Origin of the sequence: Acetobacterium sp., assembly GCF_030652775.1 — a bacterium.
Lineage (GTDB): Bacteria > Bacillota > Clostridia > Eubacteriales > Eubacteriaceae > Acetobacterium.
The window spans coordinates 25,338-46,098 of sequence record NZ_JAUSPS010000096.1; the positions used below are offsets into that span (position 1 = coordinate 25,338).

Here is a 20,761-nt window from a genome sequence, read left to right on the forward strand (position 1 = left end):
AAATCAACAGCTGATGGGGAGAAAAGTTAATGAAATGGTTTTATAATTTAAAAATAGGCCGAAAAGTAATTTTGGGATATCTAATCATTGCCGCCATTGCCGGGGGGATTGGCGCTATGGGACTGGTTGGGATTCAGAAAATCAGTCAACAGGATGTTTATCTTTATGAGAAAATGGCCAAACCGCTGGGTGAACTGGTTAATATCGTCGACTCTTTTCAAGGCATTATCGGCAGCATTGATGATTTAATCCTGGCAACAACGCCAGAAGACATTGATGCCATTGAGAAAGGAATCCTCAAAAAGAATTCCCGATTTGACTCCAATCTTAAAACTTTTCAAACGACCTTGATGGATCAGGAGGCCATTAAAATTGCCGATGAAACCTATTTGCTGAAAGATCAATTTGATGCGATAGTTACCGAAATGATTGAGTTGGTTCATCAGGGAAAATCAGCTGAAGCGGCTGTTTTAGCAAAAAGTAGCGAGTTTAAAGCGATATACACGCAAATAGAAGTCAACTATCGGGAAATGATGGAGCTGAAACTGGTGATTGTCAAGGATACCGCTAAAAGCAATCAAGCCATTGCGTCAGCCGCTACAATGATGACGATTATCTTACTGGTGGTGGGTCTGATCCTCTCGTTGTTGCTGGGTTTTCTGATTGCCTCAACCATCACCAAACCCATTGCCAAAATTAATAAGATGATCAAAGAAATGAGTTTGGGTCATCTGGGGATGCGTCTGAACATGGATTACCAGGATGAGGTTGGCGAAATGGCCGTGGCGATGGATCATTTTGCCGATGATCTACAGCATGTAGTTATTGAAACGATGCATCAAATTTCGGCTGGAGATGTCTCGGCTGACATCGAACCTAAGGATGATCAGGACGAAATAACCCCGGCGCTGAAGCAAACCATTGGAACCATTCGGGGGCTGATTGCCGAGTCTGTTATGATGTCCCAGGCCGCCGTTGAGGGGCGGCTGGAAATCCGTAGTAACGCCGATGATTTTGAAGGCGGCTTTAAAGAAATTCTGGTTGGTTTTAATCACACCCTGGATGCCCTGGTCGTTCCCTTGAATGTGGCGGCTGAGTGTGTCAGTCAGATCGGCTGCGGGATTATTCCAGAAAAAATTGAGGACACCTACTATGGCGATTTTGAAACCTTTAAGAACAGCATTAATGCCTGTATTGATGGTTTGGCAGCATTGAAAGAAGGAAACCATGTATTGGGACTGATGAATCAGAATGATTTTAGCCAGTCGATTCAGGGTGATTATCTGGGCATTTATGCAGAAATCGCCGAATCCATTAATGGCATTCGCAGACTGCTCCTGACGATTACAAAGATTGCCGGAAATATCAGCCAGGGCAATCTCAGTGATTTGCCGAACCTGCAACAGGAGGGGAGACGCAGTGACAATGATCGTCTGATGCCAACCCTGGTGGCGATGATCGAGAATATCAATCTGTTGGTGGCAGAAACCGAAACCATGGCTCAGATAGCGGTGGAAGGGGATTTAAGTCATCGTGGCGACAGCAGTAAATTCAGAGGTGAATATGCCACGGTCATTGAGGGCTTCAATCAAACCCTGGATGCCGTCATTGAACCGATTCGGGAAGCTTCAAATGTCCTTCAGGATTTGGCTCAGGGCAATCTTCAAACGATGGTCATGGGAGCTTACAAAGGCGATCACGCCAAAATCAAAGAGGATCTTAATCAGACCGTCGTATCCCTGGAAGCCTATGTCGGTGAAATTACCGGTACCCTTGAAGAAATGGGACGCGGGAATCTTAATCAGGAAATTACCGCGGAGTTTAGAGGCGATTTTGCAGCGATTAAAAATTCATTAAATGACATCAACCGGCAGCTTAGCACGACCCTTTCAGATATCGATGAGGTTTCAGCCCAAGTGGAAATGGGAGCCATCCAAATTTCTGACAGCGGTCAGGCGCTGGCTCAGGGAACAACCGAACAAGCCAGCTCGATTCAGGAACTGACGGCATCGATTGAAGAAGTGGCAGACGAAACCAAATCCAATGCTGTTCGGGCAAACGAAGCCAATGAACGTGCCATGGCCGTGCGTGAGAATGCGGCGGTCGGCAACCATCAAATGGGAAAAATGGTTGCTGCCATGGCAGAAATCAACGAATCCTCCCAAGATATTTCTAAAATCATCAAGGTAATTGATGATATTGCTTTCCAGACTAATATTTTAGCGCTCAATGCTGCAGTAGAAGCGGCTAGAGCGGGACAGCACGGCAAAGGATTTGCAGTGGTCGCCCAGGAAGTGAGAAATTTGGCCGTTCGTAGCAGTGCGGCAGCCAAAGAAACGACCAGTCTTATTGAAGGATCCATTAATAAGGTGGAAATTGGTACCCGCTTCGCTGATGAAACAGCGATCAGTCTCAAAGAAATACTTAGAGAGATTGAAAAAGTGACCGACTTAGTCAAAAACATCGCCCAGGCATCAAGTGACCAAGCTAGAGAAATTGAGCAGATTAATCAGGGCATCGATCAGGTATCGATGGTGGTTCAAACCAATTCAGCCACAGCAGAACAAAGTGCGGCGGCCAGCGAAGAACTCTCTGGACAGGCGCAGCTGCTAAAACAAATGGTTAGCGCTTTTGAGATTAAAGCGGTTTAATCGCTTAATGGGTTAGTACACAGGATATGAGGAAACGAGCCCGAAAGGGTTCTTTTTTTTATTTTAATTAATAACGCTTGACAATTAAATCAAATAGTATTATTGTATTAATTAAGTAATACAATAATACAAAGGAGGACAGCGATGAAATGGTACATCGATTCCGATCGCCCCATCTATAAACAGTTGGTGGAACAGATAGAGCTCAGAATCATCTCTGGCGTTTACACACCAGGAGATAAACTTGAATCAGTGAGAGAGATGGCAATGGATGCCGGAGTGAACCCCAATACCATGCAGAAAGCATTGGCAGAACTGGAAAGAATGGAACTCGTTTTTGCACAAAGAACTAGCGGCAGATTTATTACGGAGGATTTGAAAGTGATAGAAGAAGCGAAAAAAACCTTGGCAGTTCAGGAAATTGGCGCATTTCTTGAAAAAATGAAGAAGTTGGGAATAGGCCGTAATGAAATATTGGCATTGATGGAAAAGATCGAGGAAGGGGAAAAAGCAGATGACCATATTAAGCACTAAAAACTTGACCAAAAGCTATGGCAAAAAAACAGCTTTATCCCAAATAAATATGGACATACCGCGCGGACGGATCATTGGGTTATTGGGACCCAACGGTAGCGGCAAGAGTACCTTGATCAAGCTGGCCGCCGGGTTGCTGGTTCCCACTTCCGGGGAAATCACCATTGACGGGCTGGCTCCGGGTGTCGATACCAAAGCAAAGATTTCTTATCTGTCGGAGCGCAGCTATCTTAGCGACTGGATGCGGGTCATTGAAATCATTGCTTTTTTTGAAGATTTTTACCCGGATTTTAATCGCATCAAAGCAGAAAACATGCTTAAAGATCTGAATATCAATCCGGATGATCGCCTTAAAACGATGTCCAAAGGCACCAAAGAAAAGGTGCAGCTGATTCTGGTGATGAGCCGGCAAGCTCAGCTTTATCTTCTCGATGAGCCCATTGGCGGGGTGGATCCGGCCGCCCGCGACTATATTTTAAATACCATCATCACCAATTATAAAGAAGATGCAGCGGTGATTATTTCTACCCATCTGATTGCGGACATTGAACAGATCCTCGATGATATTATTTTTATTAATCAGGGTGAACTGGTGCTGAGTTCCAGCGTGGATGAAATACGGGAAACGCATAACAAATCGGTGGATGGATTATTCAGGGAGGTTTTTAAATGTTAGGAAAACTAATTAAACACGAAACCAGAGCTACCAGTCGAATTTTTCTGCCGCTGTACGGTGCCCTGCTGATTTTAACAATTTTCACAAAATTGGCATTAGCTTTTGGCGCACCCGATTTTTTCACAGATAATGTGGCGACTAACCCCATCATTGAAGTTGTTCTGGGAATCAGCTTCACACTTTATTTTATTGCAGTCGTTGCTTTGTCAGTGATGACGCTGGTGATGATTATCCAGCGCTTTTATAAAAACTTGTTCACCGACGAGGGCTATCTGATGTTCAGCTTGCCGGTTAAAACCTGGGAACTGGTTCTATCGAAGCTGATAGTGGGGTTGATCTGGTCAGCGGTCTGTACCCTGATGATTGTGATATCATTTTTTATACTCTCACTGGGTTCATTCTCAATGATGGATCTGACCCAGGGGATCAGCTTGGCATACACTGAATTTTATAGCACCTTTGGAACAAGTCTTAATGTTTTCATTTTTGAAACAATGATGCTTATTGTCGTCAGTACAATCTCCTCAATTCTGATGATTTATGTTTCCATTGCCATTGGACAACTGTTTAATCAGCACCGGATTGTGGCATCCTTCGGAGCTTATATTGTCATTACCATTGCGCTTCAGATCATCGGTTCAATCCTGATGGCCATTTTTGCCCTCGGAAATCTGGATATTGTTATTTCCCAAGGCAATGACGGCGAGGCTATGCAGATGATCCATTTACTGATCAACGGTTCGACTTTGTGCAATGTGGCTTTATGTATTGGCTTCTATTTAGCCACCCAATATATCATGAAAAATCGTCTAAATCTGGAATAATTTACCATGATTGGTGTTGATTTGTGTTATAATAATCAGCAATTGATTGGTTTAAACCAGAGAACAGTAAGAAAGAGGGTCGATCTAAATTTTTATTCAAGTCAGAGATTTGCACAAAGATTTCAAATTGGGGAAAGAAGACATCAACATCCTCAAGGGAATCAATCTGGATATTGAACAAGGGGAAATGGTGGCCCTGCTTGGCCCTTCGGGATCAGGCAAATCCACCTTTTTGAACGTGCTGGGGGGGTTGGTTCCGCCCACCTCAGGGAATATCATGATTCGGGATTATCGGATCAGTGAAATGACGGAGAATGAGCTTTGTCTATTCAGACGGGAGCACCTCGGTTTTATTTTCCAGTCCTACAATCTGATATCCACGATGACTGCCATGGAAAATGTCGCCTTGGCTTTGACCTTTGCCGGCGTCAAAAAAGAAATCCGGAAAGAACGGGCAATCGAAGCCCTGGAAGTGGTGGGGCTGGTCGATCGGATGGGGCATAAGCCCAGTGAGCTTTCAGGGGGACAGCAGCAGCGGGTGAGCATTGCCAGAGCGCTGGTGAACCATCCCGAAATTATTCTGGCTGATGAGCCCACCGGGAATCTGGATTCAAAAACAAGTGCGGATATTATGGAAATGATCTATCGCCTGAACCGGGAAGAGAATCAGACCTTTGTCATTGTCACTCATGATCCGGATACCACCAAATACTGCACCAAGGTTATTCATATGCAGGATGGCCTGATTGAATCCGAAGTCAGCCAATAAGTATTGATGAGGATCGAAACTCAAAGAAATGGAGAAATTATGAAAGAAAGATCAAAAATTACCATTAAGACAAAATCCCTGCTTTCAGTCTTGATGGTAGCGATGCTATTATTATGTCTTACACCAACAGCCCTAGCGGCACCGGAACAACCCTTGCTTCAAATCAGTTCAGTTGCCTTCAATCCGGCGACAGTGTCACCTGGTAATGAATTCAAGATGGTGGTTACCCTGACCAATCACGGCGACTACGATGCTCATAATGTGACCCTGGATGTATTATCCCAGTCAGGCGCCAGCGATCTGGGGGTCTTTTCCATGGTCGGCAGTGGCAGCCATTTTTATCGCGAAGAGATTCCTTCAGCGGAAAGCACGACCATTGAAATTCCCATGGTTACCTCTCCCAATTCTGAGGCAAAAAACTATAACTTGAATCTCCAGATTAATTGTGAAAGTAGTGGTGGAAGTGTCTATAATTTTACTGAAACCGTGGGTGTTGTGATTAATGAAAGCGAGTCGATGTCGATTATTGCACCAGATCGTTTTGTTTTAACCGAAAATGACAAGGGCGTCACACCGATTGAGTTCGAAATTGCCAATTTTGGTTCCAATCCGGTTCGTGGCGTTCAGGTCAGCATGTCGGCTGAAGGTGTTGATTTCTCCAAAGACTATAATTATTATGGCACCTTTGAAAAAGATGATAATGATAATTTTTCAGCTGATGTCACCACTGCGCAAACTGGTGAATTTCCGGGGAAAATAACCGTAAAATACATGGACAGTTTCAATAACGAACGAGTGATTGAAAAAGCCATTACCATTGTTTCTGAGGAAGCGACCACCCAGACGGTCGAATCCGGAGAAGAAAACTTTTTCCAGAAATTTCTCAGAGTAGTCTTTGGCATTGGCGCTTAGAGGGGTGAGGGTGTGAATAAGCAAGAACTCCTTCGGTTATCCTGGGAGAATCTCTGGCGCATGAAATTTCGAACCATTCTCACCATTATCGGCGTAGTCATTGGAACTTCATCCATCATTGTGATGGTTTCGATCGGAAATGGGGCTCAGAAAAGTATCACCGATGAGCTTTCGGGGATTGGTTCAGTAACGACCTTGCAAGTTTATCAGGATCTTTCATCGATGGGGATGACTTCCATGGGCGGGGGAAAAACTGATGATAAAGCAATCCTTAATGATGATGCCATCAAAGATCTGAAAAAAATCGATGGCGTCGTGGCTGTCACCCCCGTGGTTAACCTCAGTGGCGGCGAGATTGAGGTTGATCGAGAGCAGTATGGGGTTTCGTTGATGGGCGTGGACTATGCTGTTTTGGAAGACATGCGGTATGTAACGACTAGTGGTAAAAAGCCTGGTGCCAATGATGAAAACAGTGTCATCCTTGGCAAGGATGTTTTAACCAGCTTTACCTATACAGGCGCTTCGACCCAGCTAACCGAAAGTGAAGTTAAACCGGAAGATCTCATCGGCCAGAACATTACCATGACCATCAAACGCACCAATGCCAATGGCGAAGAAGAGATGAAGACTCAGAAGTTGAAGGTGACCGGCGTGCTGGAATCTACCGGTGGCAATGAGGATTATTCGATCATCGCCGATTATAATCTGGTGACCGAGCTCAACGAATGGCAGACTGGGAAGAAAGCCAATGTCAAGAAGCAAGGTTATAGTCAGGCTTTGGTGACTGTGGAGGATTCCGCAGTGGTTAATGCCGTCACCACGGAAGTTGAAGCCATGCAGTTTACGGTCTTTTCGATGCAGCAAATTCTTGATTCCATGGGCTCGGTGTTCCAGATGCTGCAGATTCTGCTGGGCGGCATCGGTGGGGTGGCTCTGCTGGTTGCCTGTATTGGCATTGTCAATACCATGACCATGTCCATTTATGAGCGTACCAAGGAAATCGGGATTATGAAGGTCATCGGCGCTTCCATTTCGGATATCCGCAACATGTTTATTGCCGAATCCACGATGATTGGACTAATCGGCGGACTGGTGGGGATTGTCATCAGCCTGGTGCTTTCGCTGCTGATCAATTTCATTGCCGGCTTTTTTATCGGTGGTGAAGGCGGGGTGACGATTTCCTTTATTACCCCGGGTCTGGTTATTTTTGCCCTGGTGTTTTCAGCTTTGGTAGGGCTTTTGTCCGGGGTACGTCCAGCTATTAAAGCCGCCAATCTCAGCTCATTGGATGCGATCCGAAGTGAATAACGAAGCAAACCGAAAAAAATAAAATTTGAAATAAGAATAACTGTGGATGCGATTTCGTAAGTGTGAATGAACAGTTGCCGAAACAGTAAATGAAAACTTAAACGAGAAGGAGTAAAGATGAACTATTTATACCTATTAATTAATCCTGTTAAATTCTTTAAACAGGTTGCTGAAAAAGAAAAACGGTCACTGTTAATCCCGATTTTGATTATTGTCATTATCGGGGGGTTAACTGGCGTGATTGCCGGTAACGTGGTGGGTAGCATGGATCTTCCCGCTGATCAGATGGGCATGGTTAAAACCATCAGTATTGTCACTGGGATTATCTCCGGTGTTATCAGTGTGGCTGTTGCGATGGTGGTGAAGGCAGCTATCTTTAACCTGGTGTTAAAGAAAATGGGTGGAGAAGGCTCTTTTAAAACCGCCGTATATATCGTGGGGCTTAGCTATTTCCCTAAAATATTCCAAAATATTCTCAATATTTTCTTTCAAAAACCGATCGATATGACTAAGGTTTATGAAATGGATTGGATCACTTTTTTAGGAAGTATTTTCAGTGTCTTTAACATCTGGCAGATTGTGCTGACCATTATTGGCTTGGCCATCGTCTATGGCGTAAGTTATAAAAAAACTGCCATTCCAGTTCTGGGACTGGAAGTAGTGGCAGCTGGACTCAGTCTGGGAGTATCGCTGATCAGCCTTAATTCGATGGCGGGTTTGTCCACGACCGGCATCAGTTAAAAGAACAGGAGGATAAGGATAAGGATGGGAATTGGCATTGATATAGGCGGCACTGCCATCAAAGGCGGGATTGTTGATCATAACGGCGTCATTCTGGAAGAACGGATGGTAAATACTCAAAACCAAATGGGTTATGCCCAGGTTTTAAGCGATCTGGTTTTATTGATTAAAGAGCTGCATCATTTTTCGCCAGAGGAAACCACAGTAGGAATCGGTATACCCGGAATCCTGTCGGCGGATGGCGCAACCGTGGTTTCCTGTCCTAACCTCAATTGGAAAAACAGGCCATTAAAGAAGGATCTCGAAAAAGAGCTGTCGCTTGAAGTCCTGCTGGTTAATGACGCAACCGCTGCCTGTATAGCCGAAGCGGCTTTCGGGAGCACCCGGGGCCGGAGCAGCTCAGTAATGCTGACCTTGGGCACCGGGGTGGGCGGTGGCGTGATCATCAATGATCGGGTTATTTCTGGTGCTCATGGGGTGGCCTCAGAAGTCGGCCATATGATCATGGCCGAAAATTTTTACAATTGTAATTGCGGAAAAAACGGCTGTCTGGAGACTTTTGCTTCAGCAACAGCACTGATCCGTTACTGTCATAAACGGCTTGCAGAAGGCGTTGAATCTGATTTGAAAACATCTGAAAATTTTGATGCGAGACGTATATTCGAGGCTGCCAAAGCCGGCGATTCACTGGCTTTAGCGGCGGTTAATCGGCTGGCCCGATACCTCGGCTGGGCCATTGCCAATATTAGTGATTTGATTGATCCCGAAATTTTCACCATTGGTGGCGGTTTGTCCGGCGCCGGAGAATTTTTGCTGGAACGGATCAAAGCCGAGACTAAAAGCCGTTTAACCTATCCCGCATCTGCAATGCCCGAAATTGTGCTGGCCAGTTTTAGAAATGATGCTGGCGTTGTTGGTGCCGCAAACCTCAGCCGTTTCATTTAAATCGATTCTTTTTTATGATGATAAATAATTATGAAATAATTGAATAATCTAAAAAAAACATTGAAATAAAAGTTAGAATGATTATAATAGAGTTATGTCATATTAAAATAAAGGAGAATTCAATGCAAAAATACGAATGTGATGTCTGTGGTTATATATATGACCCAGAATTAGGGGATCCAGACAATGGGGTAACTGCAGGAACTGCGTTTGCAGATATTCCGGAAGATTGGGTCTGTCCTGAATGTGGCGTTGATAAAAGCTCATTTTCAGAAGTTTAAACAAAGTCAAGAAAAAAAGAATAACTAACAGAAGCATTACGTCAGTAATTGCTTCATAAGTGTAAAATTTAAACCAAATGAGGTTTGAATTTTACACTTATTTTTTTTGATGTGAGTATTTCTTTTAACCATCGGACACTACATACATAAAAATACCTAAAATAGCAATATTGTACCTATTATTTGTTAATGAAATGTTATACTCTTAGTTATAGAAGTGTTTATACGATTACAATTTGCTGCGTAAAGGGGGCGGAATGGTGAACGAAACGTTTACTAACAAAAAATGTGGAAGCATATCCAGCCGTGCACATTTAATCCAACTGGTGGACAAAGAAATTATTATCAAAATATTAGATGCATTTACCAATGTAACTGGATTAACTGCTAATATCGTTGATGTTGAAGGTCACTCCATCTTTTCCAAGAAAGATGCCCAGAAAAATTGTGAATTTTGCCACATGATCTGGAAAATGGAAAAACAAAAAGGGATCAGCCGCTGTGTGGGGGCATATGCCCGGGCCGGAAAACAGGCTGCTATTTTTGACGAACCCTATATTTTCCGTTGCCCGGCCGGGTTGATTGAGTGGGCTGCACCAATTATTTTTGATGAAGAACATCTGGGCACGATTATTTGCGGACAGGTTTTGATGTGGGAGCCGGAAGAATTTTTTTGGATTGAGCTTGAAGAAATGAATCGTTTTTTGACTGATGATTTTAAAGCGCTGTTTGAGGCAGCTAAGAAGCTTCAGGTAGTGTCAGGGGAAAAGGTGCAGGGGGCGGCATCGTTACTTCATGTGATTGCCAACTACATTATCAAAACCGGTGGCGAAAGTCTGCACCAGAAAAAAGAAATTGAATTGCAGCAACTTCTGTTGAATGAAGAAATTCAAACCCGCAAGAATCTGGAAGAAAAGCTCAATAGTCAGAGCCTTAACTTTTTTTTAGAAAAAGAAAAAGCACTGATCGGAAAAATCAAGCTCAGTGATCTGGATGAGTGCCGAAAACTATTCAAGGTCATGCTGGCCGATATTTTCTCCTGTGACGGAGAAAAACTTCTAATTATGAAGGGGCGGGTTTATGAATTGGTGGTGGTCATGTCCCGAGCCTGTGTCGAGGCTGGGGTTGACATTGAAAAATCAATGGGATTCAATGCCAATTTATTACAGGAACTGAATAACTGTTATAGCATCCGGGAAATAAATATTGTTGCAAATTCTCTACTGGAACGATATTTGGATGAAATTCACCATCACAGCAAATCGAAAAATCGGTCTGCTGTTGAAGGAATTAAAGGCTTTATCCGAAATAACTATGCTAAAAACAATTCGCTGGAAGAAATTGCCGATTCAGTCTATCTGAGCCCTTTTTATGTCAGCAGAATCTTTAAAGAAAGTCAAAATATGACAGTGATGGATTATGTCACCAAGGTCAAGCTGGATGAGGCGAAAAAAATGCTCAGTAATCCCCGTTATAAGATTGAAGAAATTGCCATGTCTCTGGGTTATAGCGACGGCTCTTATTTTTCCAAGGTCTTTCGTCGTAATGAGGGAATGACACCAACACAATTCAGGCAAAATCTCTAAAAGGAGAATCACAATGGAAGGTTATTTAAAAGAAATTCAAGACGGGTTAATTAATGGTGATGCCGAAGTGGTCAAAAACGCAACAGAGCTGGCACTGACTATGGGGATTTCGGCGGGAGTGATTATCACCAACGCCCTTATTCCGATGATGGAACAAATTGGCACAGAGTTTAGGACCGGCAATATCTTTATTCCAGATGTGCTGATGTCCTCCCGAGCCATGCATGCAAGCTTGTACGTTTTAAAACCGCTACTTGTTGAATCCAACCTCAACCGAAAAAAAGGTTTGATTATTATAGGAACTGTTGCCGGAGACCTTCATGATATTGGTAAGAATATGGTATCAATGACCCTTCAGGGCGATGGCTATGAGGTCATTGATCTGGGTATCGATGTGCCAGCCTCATCATTCATTTCAGCGATTCAGCGGTATAAGCCAGACATACTGGCGATGTCAGCACTACTCACCACAACCATCGGTGAATTGAAACATGTGATTCAAGCAATTGTCAACGAAGGGATCCGGGATCGGGTTAAAATCGTCGTTGGCGGCGGACCAGTCACCCAGGATTATGTCGATGAGATCGGCGCAAATGGTTATGGCAAAGACGTTTTCGGAGCAATTGATATTGTCAATCAATTGCTGGGAAATAAAGCCGGGTATTTCAATGTGTGATAAAAATCACAAATTATTGAAAAGCCGGCCACCGATAATTTTATTTACTGGTTTTTTGGGTTCAGGTAAAACAACGATGCTGCTTAAAACCATTGAAATGCTATCAGCCGCAGATAAAAAATGTGCGATTATCATTAATGAGATCGGGGATGTGGGGATTGATAATCGGCAGATGCGGATGCTGGGTTATGAAGTGCTGGACTTGTTTGGTGGTTGTGTCTGCTGCACGATGAAGGTGACACTGGAAGCGACCATCAATCATCTTCTGGAAGGATATCAAGATCTCGACTATATTCTCTTTGAACCTTCTGGAATGGCCAATCCATTGTCGATGTATCCGGCTATGATGAATTGTGGGTATCGGGAAGAAGAGATTCAGAACGTTTTTATTTTTGATCCAACTCGTGTTGTTTTATATGAAAAACGGATGAATCAGTTGTTTAATGATTCGATCAATCTGGCGAGATGTGTGGTAATCAATAAGCTTGACGAGGTCGGCCAGCGTGAAATTGAAGAAGCGGTAAAGATGGTTGAAACCATAAGACCAGGGTTAAGAACATTTAAAATGAATTTAAAAAATGAATTATGTCAGGAATTTCATCAATATTTGTGAGAAAGCAGGTAAAAAAATGTATCAGGAAGAATTTCTACCGGTCGTTTTCAATGTCCGGTTTTCATCGAACCAGGCTTTGCCTATCGAAAAATGGCGTTCCCGGATTCATGATGTATTGCATCTTTATGTAGATCAAATTTGCATAAGTGATGAGCGGGTGATTGGCCATATCAAAGCGCTGGCACAGATCGACGAAAAGGATTTTATTAAATACAGTTGTATCAGCAATTCAAATGCCATAAACAGCAATTTTCATGGCAATCATCAGGATCTCTTTGATATAAATGTAATTATCAATTCGCTGGTTTCGAATATCAGTGAAAACGAAAGTCGGGTTTTTCTTGAACGATCATGCCAAGCGTTGATAAAACAAGATTCTGGGATTCAGATTCTAATCAATAAGAATCTGAAACAGCCTGATAATCATCACCATCATCATGGCGATGGGGATGATTGCCCAATCTGTAATGGCTATCATCATTGAAAGCGACAATTCTAAAATGCATAGTTTATATTATTTGCGATTAATAATATAAAATATGCTTATTTTATGCCTTTAATAATACTAAAAAGCAATATAGTACCAATTATTGCAAAAATCGTCTAAAGACGAATTGACAAAGTAAGCGTATGATTAGAGTATAAATAAATTTTAGCAATCCTGCAGGTGCTGAAATCAAATAACGAGGAGGAAAAAATGGCAAAGAAGTTTAATAAATTAGCATACACGAACTTGGATGATTTTGTTTACGGCTCCTGTCCCAATCCGGTGACGACTAAAAGTGGTATGGTTATTGGGGGCGGCGTGGTTTATCCAGAGATTAACTTCACATTACCAGGTATGGATATTAATGATGTGACCATGCCAAAAGCTGCCACGATCTATTCCAATATTATTGAAGGGGTTTTAAAACGGGCAGCGGAACTCTATGCACCTGGCGTTTTGGTTGAATTTGAAACCCTGCCCGACTTTACCGAGCATCCCAAATACGGGATTGAGATTAATCGGATTCTATTAAATGGCATGAAAGAAGCCGCCGAAAAATATGGCTTAAAAACAGCGATTCGAACCACCCCCAACGATTTGCGGGAGTTCAGCCGGCCACCTATCATGCGCAGTGGAAAATATTGGGAAACGATGTTGGAATTGTACGAACAATGTGCCAAAGACGGGTCTGATTTCTTCTCGATTGAATCAACTGGCGGGAAGGAAATTCATGATACTGCGCTGGTCAAAGCGGATATCCGAAAAGCTGTTTTTGCCTTGGGTATTTTAGGTGTCAATGATATGGAATTCTTATGGAAACATCTGGTCGATTTAGCTAATGCTAACGATTGTTTTGCCGCTGGCGATTCAGCCTGTGGTTTTGCCAATACCGCCATGGTTTTGGCTGAAAAAGGTTTTATCCCTCATGTATTTGCGGCCGTTATTCGGGTAACTGCGGTTCCCCGAGCATTGGTAGCCTTTGAACAGGGAGCAGTGGGACCCAGTAAAGATTGTGCTTATGAAGGGCCGTACCTCAAAGCGATTACCGGTAGTCCCATTTCGATGGAAGGAAAAACCGCAGCAGGTGCGCATTTGAGTCCAGTTGGCAATATCGCCGCTGCCGTTGCCGATACCTGGAGTAACGAATCAATTCAACAAGTTAAGCTATTATCCGAAATGGCGCCGGTGGTGGCAATGGAACAACTGATCTATGACTGTCGGCTGATGAACGCCGCAACCGTAAATGGACAGCAGCTGATGTTTCGCGATTTACTGGTTCAGTCCGATTCAGCGCTCGATGTTCAGGCCTATGTGTTGCGACCAGACGTGGTCATGCGAATCAGTGCGGAGCTTGTTAAAACCCAGGATAACTTCCTGAGAACTAAGTTAGCAGCCCAACTGACGGTGGCAGAACTCAAAAAAGCAATTGTCGAAGGCAAGGTAAAAAGCGATAAGCGTGATATGAAGTGGTTGGATAAAATGGAAAAAGCGATTGAATCGATTCCCGATGATCCCAATGAATTCTATCATCAGATGAAATCGGAGTTGGATATGGACAAATTCATCCCCAGCGAGTACGGCCTATAAGCCAACTATCAAAAAGAAAATTATGTGAGAATGATTAATATCCGAAAATAAACAAGCAGAAAATGAGATAAAACTTAGGAGGTTTACGATGGCAACTTTAAATGATGTATCCCAATGTGTTTTAGATGGTGATTTAAATGGAATAAAAGTATTGGTTCAGGCATTGATTGATGATGGAACAGATCCCATTGTGATTATCAATGATGGTTTGATTGCCGGAATGAATATTGTGGCGCCCCTGTTTAAAAGCGGCGAAATGTTTGTTCCGGAGGTTATGGAATCAGCAGATACCATGAACGAAGGGATGAAGCTGGTAAAACCGCTGATAACGGATGATGATATTCCCAGCAAAGGAAAAATAATTATTGGCACGGTAAACGGTGACTTGCACGATATCGGCAAAAATCTACTGGTGATGATGATGGAAAGCCGGGGATATACCGTGATTGATCTTGGTGTGGATGTTAAGGAAGAAGCTTTTTCGGCAGCCGTTAAAGAGCATAAACCAAATATTGTGGGGATGTCATCGCTGTTGACTACAACCATGATGAAGATAGAATCGACCATTAAACAACTGGTAGCTGATGGGGTGAGAAATCAGGTAAAAATAATTATTGGTGGCGCACCAGTTACCCAGGAATTTGCCGATGATATCGGGGCCGATGGTTACTCAGAGGATGCATCCACGGCGGTTGAATTGTGTGATCAGATGATGAGTGACCAGAGCTGTCCAGAAGAATTGAGTGCATAAGTGCATAAAAACAGGAGGAGACAACAATCATGCTGACAATCGTAGGTGAATTAATTAATACAAGCCGACCCGCTGTCAAGGAAGCGGCTAAGAATCGGGATAAAGACATGATCATTGATCTTGCCATCCGTCAGGCCAAGGCTGGGGCTACATTTATTGATGTAAATTGTGGCAACATGATCAATAACGAAGAAGAAACCATGGAATGGCTGGTAAATACCATTCAAAGTGAGGTCGAAGTACCATTATGTATCGACAGTCCCAGCGCAACCGCACTGGATGTGGGACTGAGCCTCTGTAAGTTTGGCCGTCCAATGATTAATTCCATTTCGGATGAAGATGAGCGCTATGATACGGTATTGCCGCTGATAAAAAAATACAACGCCAAAATTGTGGTGCTCTGCATGGACAGTACCGGAATGCCGGTTACATCGGATGATCGCATGAAGGTTGTCCATATACTCCACGACAAATTAGCCAGCGAAGGGGTCAAAGATGACGACATGTATTTTGACCCACTGGTGAAACCGGTAAGCAGTGTGGGAACGGCTGGGATTGAAGTGCTGGAAACGATCAAGAAAATAAAAACAGATTATCCGGATGTGCACTTCATGTGTGGACTCAGCAATATTTCCTATGGTTTACCCAATCGAGCGATCCTGAATCGGCTCTTCGTTGTCGAAACCATGACCCTGGGAATGGACGGATACGTTCTGGATCCAACCAACGATAAAACCATGGCTGATATTGTCACCTCCAGGGCATTACTGGGCATGGATAATTACTGCGGCGGCTACATTAAAGCCCATCGCAGCGGTCTGCTTGGTTAACATCTAACATCTATTTATTAACTCCAATTATTGTAAAACAAAAGCCGGCATTTTTGCCGGCTTTTGTTTGTTTTAAAGTCCCAGTAACCCCATCAACCAGATAAATAGAATCGGCATAAAAACCGCCGGCAGCAGATTGCCAACCTTGAACTCTTTAATTTTCAGCATATTCATGCCAATAGCCATAATCAGAACGCCGCCAACGGCGTTCATTTCGGTGATCATCTCTGGGACGAGCAGGGTTTTGATGGAGCCGGCCAACAGCGAAATACTGCCCTGATAGAGCAGAATCGGAATCGCTGAAAAGATAACGCCAATCCCTAAAGTGGATGAGAGAATCATTGAGAAAATGCCATCCAAAAGCGATTTGCTTAAAAGAATACTGAAGGTTCCGGTCAGTCCGTTTTCCAGAGCCCCCATAATGGCCATCGAGCCGGTACAGAAAAGCAAGGAGGCACTGACAAAGCCTTGAGAGATATTATTGTTATTGTTTTTCATCTTTGATTCCAGGCTATCGCCGATGCGTTTTAACTGTTTTTCAATATTAATCAGTTCTCCCAGGATTCCGCCAAACAATAGGCTCAGTAGCATCAGCATGATGTTGTCGGTTTCGATGGTCATCGTGATGCCGATGACCACGACACCCAAACCCAGTCCTTGGGTGATAGTTTCACAGAGACGCTGGGGCAAAGCCCGTTTAAATAAAAGTCCGATGAAGCCGCAAACAACAATGGCGGTGGCATTGATAATGGTTCCAAGCACAGATTTTTCCTCCTGATGTGATATCTTTAACCATTGTAACATAAAAGCGAAAGAGCAGAAATCATAACTGCCCTGACAAGCTGATTTACTGAAAAAAATCAGAGTTTCGACGAGTTTTAACATAATTTTTTTTAAAATTGTGATAGAATAGAAAAAAGAATGTGAGGTGACGTTTATGATAAAGCGGTTTTCTGTTATTTACATTGGCTCAATCCGATGCGAACTGATTGTGGGACAAAGGGGAAAAGGATGCATTAAAATATTAGATCGAGCCATGTTTCCTATAAATTTTGGGAGTCAGAGTTTTACTAAAGGTGAGATTTCATTTAAATCCGTTTATGCATTGTGCCAGACAATTAACGAATATATCGAAATGTCTAAAACATACGGAGTTGAATCCATTAAGATATTTGGAACAACGGCCCTCCGGGAAGCGAAAAACCGGATTTATATTCTTGAACAAATAAAAATCAATACTGGTTATGAGGTTGAGATTCTCGATAAGGAAGAAGAGACCCATCTTATTTATCGGCATATGGTGTTAAAATGTGATCCGGAATTTAATATTCTTAATGAAACCAAAGAAGAACAGATGCTGGCTTCTATTTCCAGCGGGAATGTGTCGGTTGCCCTGTTAAAAAATGGAGTTATCGACTATCACCAAACCGCCGAACTGGGTTATCTTAAAATGAAGGAAATCCTGAAATCTATCGAAGAAAATTCCGAGCGATTTGAAACCCTGTTGATGGAGTTTATTTCGATCAATACCCAGGACATCGTCGAAAACATCAGAAAGCGACGCATTAAACGACTGTTTGTATCTTCCCATGAAGTGGATGTAATTGCCCAGCTTTGTGGCTATACTGACCGGCAGGATTATTATGTGATCAATGCTGAAGACTTTGGTAAGCTGTGTAAGGTGGCCGGGGATCTGACCGTTAATCAATTGCTGAAAAAGTACCCGCTGTTGGATCAAAGTGAAGCCGAAACCCTGAATCATACCTTGATGCTTTATTTAAAGCTGCTGGCAGAAACCGGGGTTGAAACCTTTATTTTAATTCCGATGATCATCGGAGATGCCTTTCTGGATTTTGAATTTCAGATCACCAAAAAGCAACAATTGATTGAATGGATTGAAGAAGGCAGTTACCTGTCAGCAAAAACCATTGGCAAAAAATATCACACCAGCCAAAGGCATTCAGAATTTGTCGAAAAGATCAGCCTCAAAATTTTCGACTCCTTAAAAAAATACCATCAACTGGGAAAAAGAGAGCGACAGCTTTTATCGATGCTCTGTTATTTAATGGAAGTGGGAAGCTTTATTGATCATAAGAATTTTTGGGTTCAAAGTCGCTATATTATCGAAACCACCGACATCATTGGCGTAAACCAGGAAGAGAAAGCTGTAATGGGGATGGTGGCCGAGGCGGTTAAAACAAACTTTATCAAAGTTGAAGAAAAAATTCATTCAAGTGATGAAAAAGAGCAACTGCTGGTTGCCAAACTGGCGGCGATTCTAAAACTGGCCATTGCTTTGGATAAAAGTTATCAGCAAAAAATCCAGAACCTGTCCTGTCATGTCAAAGATGAAAAGTTGATTATTGGTTTGACAACGGGGAAAAATTTTCAATTGGAAGAGTATTTTTTTAAGGCAAGCCGGACAACCATGGAGAATGTATATGGCATTAAACCGATACTAAAGATTAAGAGGGTTGAATCATGAAAAGTAATTTATTTATAAACAGAGAGATCAGTTGGTTGGATTTTAATTACCGGGTCTTGGACGAGGCCTATGATAAATGTAACCTGGTTATGGATCGTCTGAAATTTTTGGCGATTACAGCATCTAATCTGGATGAGTTTTTTATGGTTCGGGTGGCCGGGATCATGGATCAGATTAATGTTGGTTACAACAAAAAATCGGTGGATGGATTAACCCCGATTGAACAATTAGAAACCCTGAACAGCATGACCCAGGAAATGATGGCCAGGCAATATAATTGTTTATCAAAAACCATCATCCCGGAGCTTAATCAGAATAAGATCTTTTTTTTGCGTTACGATGAGCTGGATGAAGAAGGTAAGGATTTTGCCCTTCACTATTTCAGACACGAGTGTTACCCGGTTTTGACCCCTCAAGCCATTGATAACAGCCGTCCCTTTCCGCTGGTGAAAAACAATCAGGTTTATCTGTGCATTATGCTCCATGATACTGAAGCAAAGGTTAAGGAAGAAAAAGATTTTATTGCGATCCTTGAAATTCCCAAGGTTCTGGATCGGATCATTGCGCTGCCAAAAGCCAAGGACTCCCTGGCACTTAATTATATTTTTGTGGAGGATCTAATCAGTCCCTTTGTCAATGAGCTTTTTACTGGTTACGATGTCAAGCAGGTTAGTGAGTTTCGCATTACTCGTAATGGTGACCTGGCTATTGATGAAGATGAAGCTGAGGATTTGCTGATTGAAATTGAAAAATCTATTCAACAGCGTAAATGGGGAGCCAGTATTAAACTGGAAGTCACCAGAGACATGAGTAAAAAAATGAAGAAATGGCTCATGAGCGAATTGGAAATTGTCGAAAGTGAGCTTTATGAGCTCAAGGGCAATCTCGATCTGAACTGTTTTATGAAATTTCAGAGTCGTAGCGAATTTAATGAACTCCGAGAACCCCGGTATACCCCCCTTATTTCCAATGAATTTTATGAAGTCGAAGATATATTTGAAGTCATCCGTGATAAAGATCGGCTACTTCACCATCCCTACCAGTCCTTTCAAACCGTGGTTGACTTTGTCAGAGCCGCATCGGTTGATCCGGATGTGCTGGCGATCAAGCAAACGCTTTACCGAGTCAGTGGGGATTCTCCGATCATTGAAGCATTAATCCAGGCCGCTCAGAACGGCAAACAAGTTACCGTGCTGGTCGAACTGAAAGCACGCTTTGATGAAGCCAATAATATTGTCTGGGCGAAGAAGTTGGAGCAGGCCGGGTGCCACGTCATTTATGGTCTGGCAGGTCTTAAAATCCACTGCAAAATGATCCTGGTGGTACGAAAAGAGTCGGATGGGATCCGGCGCTATGTCCATCTGGGCACCGGTAACTACAATGATGTGACCGCTGGTCTCTACACCGATTTGGGAATGTTTACCGCCAAAGAAAACTATGGATCTGACGTTTCAACACTGTTTAATCTGCTTTCGGGTTACAGTCATTATACTTTATGGAAAAAGATCGAAGTCGCCCCCAAAACCCTTAGGAATGCCTTTTATATAGCTATTGACCGGGAAATAGAAAATATTAAGATGGGCGAAAAAGGCAAGATTATTGCAAAAATGAATTCGTTGGTAGATGAGGACATTATCAAAAAGCTGTATGAAGCATCCCAGGCCGGGGTTGAAATTCAACTGATTGTCCGGGGGATGTGCTCGCTGATACCTGGTTTGCCGGGCGTCAGTGAACACATCACGGTTCACAGCATTGTCGGAACCTTTCTGGAACACAGCCGGATCTACTATTTCTACAACCAGGGCAAGGAAGATATTTTTCTTTCCAGTGCGGACTGGATGGAACGAAACCTGAACCGGCGAATTGAAACCTTGTTCCCGATTGAGGATGAGAGCTTGAAGAAAAGATTGAAACATATATTGGATATTACCTTGAGAGACACCATTAAAACGCGGTTAATGACCGAAACCGGAGAATATATCCGGATTGACAAACGCGGCAAAGAACTGCTTTCCTGTCAGGACTACTTCTGCAAAGAAGCGGAAGCAGAATTTGAACAAGCTAAGAGCAAAGCAGTTTTAAAACAAAACATTGGAGGAAAATAA

General features: G+C 42.9%; 20 protein-coding genes. 19 read left to right on the top strand and 1 reads right to left on the bottom strand.

Annotation, left to right across the window (positions count from 1 at the left end; translation table 11 throughout):
• Positions 1 to 29 precede the first annotated feature (29 nt).
• The 17 genes from Q7J41_RS16885 to Q7J41_RS16965 all read left to right on the top strand — a co-directional run bounded on the left by Q7J41_RS16885 (position 30) and on the right by Q7J41_RS16965 (position 16,171).
• Complete coding sequence (locus tag Q7J41_RS16885) at positions 30 to 2,651, top strand: methyl-accepting chemotaxis protein (RefSeq protein ID WP_304889609.1); 2,622 nt, start codon at positions 30 to 32, stop codon at positions 2,649 to 2,651.
• A gap of 144 nt (positions 2,652 to 2,795) precedes the next feature.
• On the top strand, positions 2,796 to 3,185 hold the full coding sequence (locus Q7J41_RS16890; RefSeq protein WP_304889610.1) for a GntR family transcriptional regulator: 390 nt from the start codon (positions 2,796 to 2,798) through the stop codon (positions 3,183 to 3,185).
• A complete protein-coding gene (locus Q7J41_RS16895) occupies positions 3,166 to 3,861 on the top strand; it encodes an ABC transporter ATP-binding protein (protein ID WP_304889611.1) in 696 nt (231 codons plus the stop codon). The genes Q7J41_RS16890 and Q7J41_RS16895 overlap by 20 nt, the downstream gene beginning before the upstream one ends.
• On the top strand, positions 3,855 to 4,685 hold the full coding sequence (locus Q7J41_RS16900) for an ABC transporter permease (RefSeq protein ID WP_304889612.1): 831 nt from the start codon (positions 3,855 to 3,857) through the stop codon (positions 4,683 to 4,685). The genes Q7J41_RS16895 and Q7J41_RS16900 overlap by 7 nt, the downstream gene beginning before the upstream one ends.
• 88 nt (positions 4,686 to 4,773) lie before the next feature.
• Entirely contained in the window at positions 4,774 to 5,454 is a 681-nt protein-coding gene (locus Q7J41_RS16905) for an ABC transporter ATP-binding protein (protein WP_304889634.1), read from the top strand.
• Positions 5,455 to 5,493: 39 nt separating this feature from the next.
• Entirely contained in the window at positions 5,494 to 6,366 is an 873-nt protein-coding gene (locus Q7J41_RS16910; protein ID WP_304889614.1) for a COG1361 S-layer family protein, read from the top strand.
• 60 nt (positions 6,367 to 6,426) lie between these two features.
• Positions 6,427 to 7,674, top strand: coding sequence for an ABC transporter permease (locus tag Q7J41_RS16915; RefSeq protein WP_304889615.1), 1,248 nt, complete (start codon positions 6,427 to 6,429; stop codon positions 7,672 to 7,674).
• Positions 7,675 to 7,791: 117 nt separating this feature from the next.
• Positions 7,792 to 8,415 carry a Yip1 family protein gene (locus Q7J41_RS16920; RefSeq protein ID WP_304889616.1) on the top strand — a complete coding sequence of 208 codons (624 nt, stop codon included), beginning with the start codon at positions 7,792 to 7,794 and terminating at the stop codon, positions 8,413 to 8,415.
• A 24-nt stretch (positions 8,416 to 8,439) separates the two neighbouring features.
• Entirely contained in the window at positions 8,440 to 9,360 is a 921-nt protein-coding gene (locus Q7J41_RS16925) for an ROK family protein (RefSeq protein ID WP_304889617.1), read from the top strand.
• Positions 9,361 to 9,482: 122 nt separating this feature from the next.
• Entirely contained in the window at positions 9,483 to 9,641 is a 159-nt protein-coding gene (gene rd, locus Q7J41_RS16930; protein ID WP_304889618.1) for a rubredoxin, read from the top strand.
• Between the two features lie 257 nt (positions 9,642 to 9,898).
• Entirely contained in the window at positions 9,899 to 11,227 is a 1,329-nt protein-coding gene (locus Q7J41_RS16935; RefSeq protein ID WP_304889619.1) for a PocR ligand-binding domain-containing protein, read from the top strand.
• A 13-nt stretch (positions 11,228 to 11,240) separates the two neighbouring features.
• The gene (locus Q7J41_RS16940; RefSeq protein WP_304889620.1) at positions 11,241 to 11,903 is read left to right on the top strand and encodes a B12-binding domain-containing protein; all 663 of its coding nucleotides are present in this window, start codon (positions 11,241 to 11,243) and stop codon (positions 11,901 to 11,903) included.
• Complete coding sequence (locus Q7J41_RS16945; protein WP_304889621.1) at positions 11,896 to 12,516, top strand: GTP-binding protein; 621 nt, start codon at positions 11,896 to 11,898, stop codon at positions 12,514 to 12,516. The genes Q7J41_RS16940 and Q7J41_RS16945 overlap by 8 nt, the downstream gene beginning before the upstream one ends.
• A 16-nt stretch (positions 12,517 to 12,532) precedes the next feature.
• Positions 12,533 to 13,000, top strand: coding sequence for a hypothetical protein (locus Q7J41_RS16950; RefSeq protein WP_304889622.1), 468 nt, complete (start codon positions 12,533 to 12,535; stop codon positions 12,998 to 13,000).
• Between the two features lie 213 nt (positions 13,001 to 13,213).
• The gene (locus tag Q7J41_RS16955) at positions 13,214 to 14,590 is read left to right on the top strand and encodes a methyltransferase MtaB domain-containing protein (protein WP_304889623.1); all 1,377 of its coding nucleotides are present in this window, start codon (positions 13,214 to 13,216) and stop codon (positions 14,588 to 14,590) included.
• 88 nt (positions 14,591 to 14,678) lie between these two features.
• The gene (locus Q7J41_RS16960; RefSeq protein WP_304889624.1) at positions 14,679 to 15,341 is read left to right on the top strand and encodes a B12-binding domain-containing protein; all 663 of its coding nucleotides are present in this window, start codon (positions 14,679 to 14,681) and stop codon (positions 15,339 to 15,341) included.
• A 32-nt stretch (positions 15,342 to 15,373) separates the two neighbouring features.
• Positions 15,374 to 16,171 (top strand): methyltetrahydrofolate cobalamin methyltransferase, encoded by a 798-nt coding sequence (locus Q7J41_RS16965; protein WP_304889635.1) that lies wholly within the window; start codon positions 15,374 to 15,376, stop codon positions 16,169 to 16,171.
• 72 nt (positions 16,172 to 16,243) lie between these two features.
• Here the strand turns inward: Q7J41_RS16965 and Q7J41_RS16970 are convergent, their stop codons facing one another.
• Positions 16,244 to 16,933 carry a DUF554 domain-containing protein gene (locus Q7J41_RS16970; protein ID WP_304889625.1) on the bottom strand — a complete coding sequence of 230 codons (690 nt, stop codon included), beginning with the start codon at positions 16,931 to 16,933 and terminating at the stop codon, positions 16,244 to 16,246.
• Positions 16,934 to 17,108: 175 nt separating this feature from the next.
• On the opposite strand from Q7J41_RS16970, the gene Q7J41_RS16975 reads away from it, so the two are divergent.
• The gene (locus tag Q7J41_RS16975; protein ID WP_304889626.1) at positions 17,109 to 18,656 is read left to right on the top strand and encodes an exopolyphosphatase; all 1,548 of its coding nucleotides are present in this window, start codon (positions 17,109 to 17,111) and stop codon (positions 18,654 to 18,656) included.
• Positions 18,653 to 20,761, top strand: coding sequence for an RNA degradosome polyphosphate kinase (locus Q7J41_RS16980; RefSeq protein ID WP_304889627.1), 2,109 nt, complete (start codon positions 18,653 to 18,655; stop codon positions 20,759 to 20,761). Before Q7J41_RS16975 ends, Q7J41_RS16980 begins: the two co-directional genes overlap by 4 nt.

What these genes read in the sequence shown, in the direction of transcription:
- Q7J41_RS16890 (WP_304889610.1), top strand. Translation starts at nt 2,796, where the DNA reads ATGAAATGGTACATCGATTCCGATCGCCCCATCTATAAACAGTTGGTG.
- Q7J41_RS16935 (WP_304889619.1), top strand. Translation starts at nt 9,899, where the DNA reads ATGGTGAACGAAACGTTTACTAACAAAAAATGTGGAAGCATATCCAGC.
- Q7J41_RS16955 (WP_304889623.1), top strand. Translation starts at nt 13,214, where the DNA reads ATGGCAAAGAAGTTTAATAAATTAGCATACACGAACTTGGATGATTTT.
- Q7J41_RS16945 (WP_304889621.1), top strand. Translation starts at nt 11,896, where the DNA reads ATGTGTGATAAAAATCACAAATTATTGAAAAGCCGGCCACCGATAATT.
- Q7J41_RS16950 (WP_304889622.1), top strand. Translation starts at nt 12,533, where the DNA reads ATGTATCAGGAAGAATTTCTACCGGTCGTTTTCAATGTCCGGTTTTCA.
- Q7J41_RS16975 (WP_304889626.1), top strand. Translation starts at nt 17,109, where the DNA reads ATGATAAAGCGGTTTTCTGTTATTTACATTGGCTCAATCCGATGCGAA.
- Q7J41_RS16980 (WP_304889627.1), top strand. Translation starts at nt 18,653, where the DNA reads ATGAAAAGTAATTTATTTATAAACAGAGAGATCAGTTGGTTGGATTTT.
- Q7J41_RS16915 (WP_304889615.1), top strand. Translation starts at nt 6,427, where the DNA reads ATGAAATTTCGAACCATTCTCACCATTATCGGCGTAGTCATTGGAACT.
- Q7J41_RS16925 (WP_304889617.1), top strand. Translation starts at nt 8,440, where the DNA reads ATGGGAATTGGCATTGATATAGGCGGCACTGCCATCAAAGGCGGGATT.
- Q7J41_RS16960 (WP_304889624.1), top strand. Translation starts at nt 14,679, where the DNA reads ATGGCAACTTTAAATGATGTATCCCAATGTGTTTTAGATGGTGATTTA.
- Q7J41_RS16910 (WP_304889614.1), top strand. Translation starts at nt 5,494, where the DNA reads ATGAAAGAAAGATCAAAAATTACCATTAAGACAAAATCCCTGCTTTCA.
- rd (WP_304889618.1), top strand. Translation starts at nt 9,483, where the DNA reads ATGCAAAAATACGAATGTGATGTCTGTGGTTATATATATGACCCAGAA.
- Q7J41_RS16940 (WP_304889620.1), top strand. Translation starts at nt 11,241, where the DNA reads ATGGAAGGTTATTTAAAAGAAATTCAAGACGGGTTAATTAATGGTGAT.
- Q7J41_RS16920 (WP_304889616.1), top strand. Translation starts at nt 7,792, where the DNA reads ATGAACTATTTATACCTATTAATTAATCCTGTTAAATTCTTTAAACAG.
- Q7J41_RS16900 (WP_304889612.1), top strand. Translation starts at nt 3,855, where the DNA reads ATGTTAGGAAAACTAATTAAACACGAAACCAGAGCTACCAGTCGAATT.
- Q7J41_RS16885 (WP_304889609.1), top strand. Translation starts at nt 30, where the DNA reads ATGAAATGGTTTTATAATTTAAAAATAGGCCGAAAAGTAATTTTGGGA.
- Q7J41_RS16895 (WP_304889611.1), top strand. Translation starts at nt 3,166, where the DNA reads ATGACCATATTAAGCACTAAAAACTTGACCAAAAGCTATGGCAAAAAA.